Source organism: Arenimonas sp. (genome assembly GCF_019459675.1).
Taxonomy (GTDB): Bacteria; Pseudomonadota; Gammaproteobacteria; order Xanthomonadales; family Xanthomonadaceae; genus Arenimonas.
The window spans coordinates 1-9,283 of the sequence record NZ_JAIBFH010000471.1; the positions used below are offsets into that span (position 1 = coordinate 1).

The 9,283-nt window shown below is 71.7% G+C and carries 3 protein-coding genes and 2 pseudogenes; 4 read left to right on the forward strand and 1 reads right to left on the reverse strand.

The genetic code is table 11. The features are described from left to right. Positions 1–662, forward strand: a pseudogene (locus tag K0M70_RS15395) (hypothetical protein); the annotation flags it as partial. On the opposite strand, the gene K0M70_RS15400 reads toward K0M70_RS15395, so the two are convergent. Next, positions 659–2,773: a glycosyltransferase gene (locus tag K0M70_RS15400; RefSeq protein WP_290783464.1), complete on the reverse strand. Its 2,115-nt coding sequence runs from the start codon at positions 2,771–2,773 to the stop codon at positions 659–661. The pseudogene K0M70_RS15395 and the gene K0M70_RS15400 sit on opposite strands and share 4 nt — an antisense overlap. A gap of 2,367 nt (positions 2,774–5,140) precedes the next feature. Between K0M70_RS15400 and mrcB the strand changes: the two are divergent. From mrcB to K0M70_RS15415, 3 genes and pseudogenes are all read left to right on the forward strand, one after another. Beyond that, a pseudogene (gene mrcB, locus K0M70_RS15405) lies at positions 5,141–7,384 on the forward strand (penicillin-binding protein 1B); the annotation flags it as partial. Positions 7,385–7,488: 104 nt separating this feature from the next. Next, a complete protein-coding gene (locus K0M70_RS15410; RefSeq protein ID WP_290783459.1) occupies positions 7,489–8,001 on the forward strand; it encodes a hypothetical protein in 513 nt (170 codons plus the stop codon). Then, on the forward strand, positions 8,002–9,283 hold a 1,282-nt coding region (locus K0M70_RS15415; protein WP_290783462.1), incomplete at its 3' end, for an ATP-dependent DNA helicase. It lies immediately after the preceding gene.

A 9,283-nucleotide genomic window follows, 5' to 3' on the forward strand; every position in this document is an offset into this window, starting at 1 on the left:
GGCCCCCCCCCCGGCGGGCGCCCCCGGCGCGCCCGGGCCGGGATCACGCGGCCGGCGCCATGGCGGTGCGCGCCGGTCGTGACGCGGCCGACTTCGACTTCGGGGCCGCGGAAGCGTCGCTGCAGCTTGCGCGCGAATGGCAGCCGGCATCGCCGGCGATCCGCGCAGCCGAGCGCCGGCTTGCGCAGTCGCGCGCCGCCCAGGGCCAACTGCCGAATGCCGATCCGGCGCGGCTGGCGGTGCTGGTGGAAGACGCGCGCAGCGCGATGCGCCGGGGCGACCTGATCGAACCGCCGGGCGCATCGGCCTGGGACCTGCTGCGGCAGGCCGCGGCGATTGCCCCGGGATCGCCCGAAGTGCGCGGTGCCCTGGCTGAGTACGATCGCCGCGCGCGCGCCTGCTTCGAAGACGAATTGGCCGGCAACCGGCTGTCGCGGGCGCAGTCGTGCCTGGATGCGCGCGCCGCGCGCGATGCCGGCAGCCGCGGCCTGATGAGCGACCGGCGACGGCTGGCGGATCGCTGGCTGGCGTTCGCCGACGAGCGCCTGGGTGCCAACGAGCTGGCGCTGGCGCGGCGCGCCTTGGCGTCGGCCACGGACCTGGACCCCGCGCACCCCGGCCTGGCGGCGATCGCCGAGCGGCTGGAGCGCGCCGGCGGCTAGCGCTCGGGCAGGCTGGTCAGCAGCGCGTGCAGCGTGGCGCGCACGGCGGCGGGCGAGAAGTGCCGGCGCGTGTTCTCCAGTCCGCCGGCCGACAGGGTTTCCCACAGCGACGCGTCCTGGTACAGGCGCACCACCGCGGCGGCGAAGGCCTGGGTGTCGTCGGCCACCAAAACGTCCACGCCGTCCACCAGGTGCATGCCTTCGACGGCGCACCGGGTCGCCACCATCGGCTGGCCGTGCGCGAGGCTGTGGTTCACCTTGCCCTTCACTCCGGCGCCATAGCGCAGCGGCGCCACGCCCACGCGCGCGCCTTCCAGCAGCGGCGTGAGCTCGGGGAGGAAGCCATGCAGGTGCACGCCCGGCATTTCGCCCAGCGCCTGCACCTCCGGCGGCGCGTCGGCGCCCACCAGGTGCAGCACGGCTTCGGGCAGGCGGGCACGCACGTGCGGGAAAATGTCGCGCGCCATCCAGATCGCCGCGTCCACGTTCGGCGGGTGCCGGTAGCCGCCCACGAACAGCAGGTCGCGGCGCTCCAGCCAGGGCTTTCCGGGCCCATGCACGTCGTGGATGTTGGACACCACGTCCACTTTCGCGCCCGGCAGCTCCTGCAGCAGCAGCGTCTGCTCGGCGCCGCTCACCACCCACGTGGTGTCGCACTGCGTAATCAGCCCCAGTTCGATCCGGCGGGTGCGCGCGGCCTTGCGCAGCTGCGCGGGCTCACCGCTCATTTCGGCCTCGCGCTGCTCACGAAGATGGTGCAGGTCCACCGTGTCGAACACCACGTGCGCCTTCGGGGCATGCGTGCGCAGCAGCGGCAGCACCGGCGCCAGCACGTAGTGCCGGCTGCCCACCACCAGGTCGAAGCGGGCGCCGTGGCGCGCCAGCCAGGTGGGCACGTCGGCCAGGAACGGATGCCACCAGACTTCCACGCCCAGCTGCTGGAGTGCCAGCGTGTAGGCGCCGTCGTGGGCGGTGTTCTGCGCGAAGAACACCACCGAGCAGCCCTCGTCGCGCATCGCCCGCATAAGCGCCACCATCCGCAGCGAGCCTGAATCACGGTCGGGCGTGGGCGTGCAGGCGTCCATCACCAGCACGCGATGGCGGCGGCCGCGCTCGCTGGCTTGTTCCGGGTCGCTGCCGGCGGGGCGGTGGCACGCAGCCAGTTCGTCGCGCCAGCGTTCCAGGAACTTCTTGTGGTTGGTGACCTGGTAGGCCTTGATTCCGCTACGCAGATCGGTGCCCGAACTCACCCCTTCGTGGTGCACCACCACCGACGCCGGCTGGTAGCGCACCTTCAGCGAGGCCTTGCGCACGCGCATGGCCAGGTCGGTGTCTTCGTAGTAGGCGGGCGCGTAGTGGCTGTCGAAGCCGCCCAGCTGCGCGAACAGGTCGCGGCGCACGGCCAGCGACGCGCCCGAGCAGTAGTCCACCTCGCGTACGAAGTTGAAGCGAGGGTGCGCGGGGTCTTCGAAGCGGCCGTAGTTCCAGCCCGAACCGTCCGCGAAAACGATGCCGCCGGCCTCCTGCAGCCGCCCGTCCGGGTACACCAGCTTGCTGCCCGCCAGGCCGGTGTCGGGATGTTGGTCGAACGTGTCCAGCAGCGCATCAAGCCAGCCTGGCGACACGGTGGTGTCGTTGTTGAGGAACACCAGGTAGTCGCCGATGGCCAGCTGCGCGCCGGCGTTGCAGGTGCCGATGAAGCCCAGGTTCTGCGCATTGCGGTGGTAGCGCAGGCCCGGGATGCTGGGCAGCACGCGCGCCGAGGCATCGGTGGACGCGTCGTCCACCACGATCACCTCGAACGCGCTGGCGTCGCCGCAGTCGCTCAGTGAGCGCAGGCAGGCCAGCGTGTAGTGCAACTGATTGTAGACCGGGACGATGATGCTGGCGCGCGGCTTTCCTGGCCTGGGCAACCGGAGCGCGCTCTCGGCGCGGTCGGGGTCGGCCGCCGCGACGGGAACGTAGGGCGCGTCGCGCCGGGACGAGCGCATTTCAACGAACCGCCGCCAGGTCCCGGCAACGCCGCGGCTGCGCAGGCTGGCGAGCCCGCGCGAAGCCAGCTGGCTGTAGTGGCGCACGCGGTAGAGGTTGGCCGCCGCCAGGTTGCGCAGCCCGGTGGCCAGGCCCCGGGGCAGGGCGGTGACGCGCCAGGCCAGGCTGGAACGGATGGCCTGGAGCTGCGAATCGACGTCGTCGCGCTGGCGCAGCGCCACGTCGCGCTGCCGTGCCAGGTCGGTGCTGTCGCGCTGGTAATAGCCATGGGCCTGGGCCAGCTGCTGGTCGAGTTCGAGGGCGCGGCTCTCCAGTGCCGCCTTGGCTTCGTGGGCTTCGGCCAGCGCCAGGTCGAGCGCCTGCAGGCGGCTTTCCAACTGCGCGGCGCTGCTCCGGGCTTCCGCCAGCCGCTGGTCCGTGGCCTGCTGCAGGCGCGCGAACTGAGCGCCGCGCTCGTCGTCGCGCCGCTGCGCCTGGTCCAGCTGGCGCTGCAGGTCGTGGCCCCAGTCGGCGCGGCGGGCCAGTTCCTCGTTGGCTTGTGTCAGCTCGTTTTCGCGCTGCGCCAGGCGAAGTTTCCGCTCGGCCGCCGCAACCTGGCTGGCCAAGCTGGCCAGCAGCGTGGGCGTGGCGCGGTCAAGCCGCAGCGGTGAGCTGGCCGGCGGCAGGACTTCGCGCCAGCGCTGGGCCATGGTTTCCAGCGAGGCCTGTGCCGGCGCGGACGTCGCGGCCATGCGGGCGATCTCGTCGCGATGCGTCGCCAGGTGCGCCAGTTGGCGATTCACTGCCTCCGGATTGGCCGCCACCACCCAGCCGCCGCCAGTTTCGCGCAGTCGCTCGGCCGGTGCGCCCGGCGAAGCGCACAGCACCGGGACGCGCAGCGCCAGCATTTCAGAGAGCGTGTAGCTGAAGGTCTCGGGCACCGTCGACGCCAGCAGGGCGATGTCGGGCGACAGTTCGGCGATCCAGCGCGGCAGGTCGTCGCGCACGTAGTCGCGATGGACCTGCACCGACGGCCTGCCCTCGAAGCGCGCGCCGGCGTGGCCGCTGCCCAGCAGCAACAGTTCGACGCCCGGCGGCAGCGACGCCAGCGTCGGCGCCAGCAGGTGCTCACCCTTGCCGCCATCCAGGCGGCCGGGCACGAGCACGCGCAGCGGCGGGTCAACATTCGGTCCCGGCCGGGTCTTCCGGTCCGTCGCGGCAGGGAACGGTGCCAGGCCATGGGGTATGACGCGCCACGACATCTGGGCGAGTCCGGGCGTGATGGCGCAGGCGCGGCGGCGTGCGAAGTCGCTGGGCGCCACCAGGGTGGCCTTGCCCTGCGCCAGCGCCGCCAGGAAAGCCTCGCGCAGCGCCCACCACTGGTTGGCGTCCGCGCCGGCCAGCACGAATTTCGGGCTTTGCCCGGCGAGGCCCTGCGCCAGGGCCTCGAGGTCGAACGGCGATGTTTCGGGGTCGCGTTCGTCGTGCAGCAGGGGCCAGGCGGGGTAGTTGTCATGGACGCACAGCGCAGTCGGCAGCCCGGTGCGCAGCACGTCCAGCGAATGGCCGATCAGCGACGACACCAGCACCGAGCCCACGCCCCATTGCGCGATGATCTGGGCGAGGATGCCGGCCACTTCATCGGACTGCGCCGCCGTCGTGTCGATGGGATGGGCCAGGGTCCAGGAGCGCACCGCCGGCGCATCCAGGTCCAGGTGCAGATGCAGGCGGCGGCCGAAAGGCTGGCGGTCCTGGTCGGTGCGAGCCACCAGCAGGAGGTGCTGGCGATCGCGGTCGGCGGCGGCCAGGTCGCGTGCAAACCGCTCCACGCCACCGCCCCACTCGTGCAAGACGTGCAGCAGCGCCGGCTGTCGCGGGGCGGGAACGGGCGCGACAGCCGCTTCAGCCTGCAAACGCAGGCTGGCCAGCGGCAGCGGCAGCTCGTCCCGGCGCGGGGCCAGCGCCGGACCCACGTACACGCAGGGCAGCAGCGCGCAGCGCAGCGATGCGATTTCTTCGCGCCGCGCCACGGCCGATGCCCGCCACAGCGAGCAAACGTCGGATGCAAACCGGTGCGCGAAGCTGGCGTGCTCGGCCAGGCCCCAGGCCAGGGCGCTGCGGCCCGCGGTGCCGGTGTCCTGGGCAAATATCGGCCAGCTTCCGTCCAGCGGCGAAAGCACGTCCCAGCCGCCGTGCTGCCAGGCCGAAGCCATGGCGCGCCAGAAACCCTCGGGCAGTTCGGCGTCAGCGCGCAGCACGAGAATGTCGCGCCCCGGATGTTGGCCGGCTGCGCGTTCGAGCGCCTGTGCGGCGCTGTCGGCAAAGCCCTCCAGGCGCGCCATCGCCTCGGGCAGGACCGGCCGCAGGCCGCCGGACGCGCTGGCGTCGGCGGTCCACAGGCTCAGGACCGGAAGGCGGGGGGCATCCATGCGGGTTGTTCAGTCTCGGGTTGGGGTGCCGGCGCGGCTGCCTGATAGACTCGCCGCACCTTCGGATTATCCACGTCCGTGCATCGTAGCGCTCCCCCCAGAAAACCAGGCCCTGATTCCGCCCGCCCGCGCTGGCGCCGTTGGCTGTTGCGCGCTGCCTTGGTCGCCTTCGCCCTGGCGCTGGTCATCGGCGTGCCGATGGTCTGGGTGCTCGACAAGCAGGTGCGCGCTGAATTCGACCAGCTGGCCTGGCAGGTTCCGACCCGTGTCTATGCCCGTCCGCTGGTGCTCAAGCCCGGCCTGAGGCTGGATGCCGCCACGCTGGAGATCGAGCTGGCGGCGGCCGGCTATCGCAAGGACGGCGGCGGCGACGTGCCCGGCACCTACCTGCGTGACGGCGGCCGCTTCCGTATCGGCACCCGCGCCTTCACCGACCTGGACGGCCCGGTGCCCGCGGCCAGGCTGGAGGTGTCGCTGGCCGGTGGCGCGGTGTCTTCGGTGGCCGATCGCCGGGCCGGCAAGCTCGAATCGGCGCGCATCGATCCCTCGCGCATCGCCACGCTTTACGGCGGCAATGTCCAGGAAGAGCGCCGGCTGGTGCAGCTCACCGACGTGCCGCCCCTGCTGGTGATGGGCCTGCAGGCGGTCGAGGACCGCAATTTCAAGCACCACCACGGCATCGACCCCTGGGGCGTGCTGCGCGCGGCGTGGGTGAACGTGCGCGAAGGCGAACTCGAGCAGGGCGCCAGCACGCTCACCCAGCAGCTGGTGCGCAGCCTGTTCCTGACGCGTGAGAAGCGCTTCACCCGCAAGCTCAAGGAAGCGGCGTACTCGGTCATCATCGAGGCGCGCTACGACAAGCGCCGCATCCTGGAGGCCTACCTCAACCAGGTTTACCTGGGCCAGCAGGGCAACCAGTCGGTGCACGGCGTGGCCGCAGCGTCGGAGTTCTGGTTCGGGCGCGACCTGTCCAGCCTGCGCACCGAGCACATGGCGCTGCTGGTGGGCATGATCCAGGGTCCCTCCATTTACGAGCCGCGCCGCAAGCCCGAGGCGGCCAAGGCGCGCCGCGACCTGGTGCTGTCGGTGTGGCAGGAACTCGAGCTGATCGACGCCGCTGAAACCACCCGTGCCAAGGCGGCGCCGCTGGGTGTCAGCGCGCGCCCGGGCGTGGCCAGCAATCGCAATCCGGCCTTCATGGACCTGGTGCGCCGCCAGCTGGCGCGTGACTATCCCGCCGACGCACTTCGCGGGGCCGGCCTGAGCGTGCTCACCACGCTGTCGCCCTCGGCGCAGCTGTTGTCCGAGAAGGCCGTCAGCGGCACCCTGAGCACCGTGCAGCGCAAGGACGGTCCAGCGCTGCAGGCGGGCATGGTGGTTACCGACGCCCACACGGGTGAACTGCTGGCGATGGTGGGCAACCGCGCCACCGACCAGCCTGGCTTCAACCGCGCGCTCGAGGCGCAGCGGCCGGTGGGGTCGCTGCTCAAGCCCATGGTGTACCTGCTGGCGTTGGCGCAGCCCGACCGCTGGTCGCTGGCCACCCAGGTCGACGATGCGCCCGTGAACATCACGCTGCCCAACGGCAAGTCATGGCGCCCGGAGAATTCCGACGGCCGCAGCCACGGCCGTGTGAGCCTGGGCGATGCGCTGGCGCAGTCCTACAACCAGGCCACGGTGCGCGTGGGCATGGACGTCGGGCCCGATCGCCTGGCCGAGCTGCTCAAGGTGTTGGCGGGTCTGCGCGCGCCGGCGAATCCGTCGCTGATCCTGGGGTCGGTGGACCTGAGTCCGTTCGCGATGGCGCAGGTGTACCAGTTCCTGGCTTCGGGCGGCGAGATCCAGCCGCTGCGCGCGGTGCGCGGCGTGCTCGACCCCCAGGGCAAGGCGGTCAGCCGCTACGACTTCAGCGCCGAGCCGGCCAAGGAAGGCGATGCGATCGCCGCGCGGCTGGTCACGCTGGCGCTGCAGGACGCGGTGTCGCGCGGCACCGGCCGGTCGCTGCTTTCCGCAGGGCTGGGCCCGCTGCGCGTGGCCGGCAAGACCGGCACCAGCAACGACAGCCGCGACAGCTGGTTCGCCGGCTATACCGGTGACCACCTGGCCGTGGTGTGGGTGGGCAACGACAAGAACGAACCCACCGGGCTGTATGGCTCCACGGGCGCCATGCGCGTGTGGTCGGCGCTGTTCACCAAACTGCCCAGCGCACCGCTCAACGTCGGCACGGCGGGGCTGGAGTACGGCTGGGTGGACGCGGCCACTTTCGCCACCACCGAAGAAAACTGCGAAGGCGCGCGACGCTACGCCTTCGTCGCCGGCTTCCTGCCGCCCGAACACGTGAGCTGCGTTGAGCGCAGCTGGTTGGACTGGTTCCGCTTTGGCGGCGACGAAGGCCAGCAACGGCAACAAGACGAGGAAACCCGAGAATGAAACGGCTGATCATCGGCGCCATGGCGCTGTCCCTGGCGGCCTGCGGCAGCGGCACGCCGCCGGCGAAGACGGCGCGGTCCACCGCCAAGCCCGACGTGGTTTCGCAGGTGGCTGCCGTGCGCGCCGCCGGGGTCAATGGCAACGAACTGCAGGTGCAGCCGCTGCGTGACCCGCAGGTCGAGGACCTGCGCGCGCAGGCGGAGGCGCACGAAGCGCGCCGCGAGATCAAGCAGGCCAGCGCCACGCTTGACCGCGCGCTGGTGCTGAGCCCGGGCGACCCGGACCTGCTGCAGTGGCAGGCTGAGCTGGCGCTGCTGGGACGCGGCTGGCTGGTGGCGGAACAGCGCGCCAACGACTCGTTCCAGAACGGCCCCAGGCTGGGCGGCCTGTGCCGCCGCAACTGGACCACGATAGCGTTCGCCCGCGAAGGACGCGGTGATGCCGCGGGCGCGGCGGTGGCGCGCGGTCAGGTGGACTCCTGCACGGTGGCGCCGCCGGTCCGGATGTAGGTGGACGATCTCGCCGAACGAACCCGCGCGGCGCTGGCGCCGGGGGGCCCGCTGGACGTCGGCCTGGAGGGCTATGCACCGCGTCCGGCCCAGGCGCAGCTGGCCCAGGCCATTGCCGAAGCCATGGACAGCCGGTCCACCCTGGTGGCCGAAGCCGGCACCGGAACCGGCAAGACTTACGCCTATCTCGTGCCGGCGCTGCTGTCGGGGCAGCGCGTGATCATTTCCACCGGCACCCGGGCGCTGCAGGACCAGCTTTACCATCGCGACCTGCCGCGCGTGCGCGAGGCGCTGGGCGCGGGGCTGCGCACGGCCTTGCTCAAGGGCCGGGCCAACTATCTTTGCCAGTACCGGATGGAGCAGGCCAAGGGCGAAAAGTTCGCCTCGCGCGACGTGGCCATGCAGTTCCAGCGCGTGGTGGCCTGGGCTGGCCGGACGATGCGCGGCGACCTGGCCGAGCTGGGCGACATTCCCGAGGATTCACCGCTGTGGCCGCAGGTGACGTCCACGGCCGAGAACTGCCTGGGCGGCGAGTGTCCGTTCTGGAGCGAGTGCTTCGTCGCCAAGGCGCGGCAGCAGGCGCAGGCCGCCGACCTGGTGGTGGTCAACCACCATCTGCTGCTGGCGGACCTGGCGATAAAGCAGGAGGGGTTCGGCGAGATCCTGCCCGGCGCCGCCGCCTTCGTGCTCGACGAGGCGCACCAGCTGCCGGAGCTGGCCGCGCAGTTCTTCGGTGAAGCCCTGGGGTCGCGGCAGCTGCTGGACCTGGCCCGCGACAGCCAGGCGGAGTGCAAGAACGTCACCGCGTCACTGGCCAGCGTGATGTCGCCGGCGCGCAACCTGGAACACGCCATGCGCGAACTGCGCCTGGCCATGGAGGCGCTGCCGCAGCGCGGCGCGCAGCAGCGCCTGCTTGCACACCCGCCGGCGGTCGCCGCCCTGCACCAGCTCGAACACGCCCTGGCCGAACTGGCCCGCACCCTGTCCCCGCTTTCCGACGCCTCACCCGGCTTCGCCACTTGCTCCGACCGCGCCACCGACCTCCACCACCGCCTCCACACCTGGCACGCAGGAACTGAAGGAACGGGGGCAGGCTCACTTCCCGACCGCAGCAGCTCCGTAGATTCGCCGGACCCGTCGTCGGCAGTTGAACCTGACCCTGTTACATCCGTTCCTGCGTGCCACGTGTGGAGGAGGTCCTGGAGGTCGGTGGCGAGGTCGGAGCAAGTGGCGAAGCCGGGTCAGGCGTCGGAAAGCGGGGACAGGGTGCGGGCCAGTTTTC

What these genes read in the sequence shown, in the direction of transcription:
- K0M70_RS15410 (WP_290783459.1), top strand. Translation starts at nt 7,489, where the DNA reads ATGAAACGGCTGATCATCGGCGCCATGGCGCTGTCCCTGGCGGCCTGC.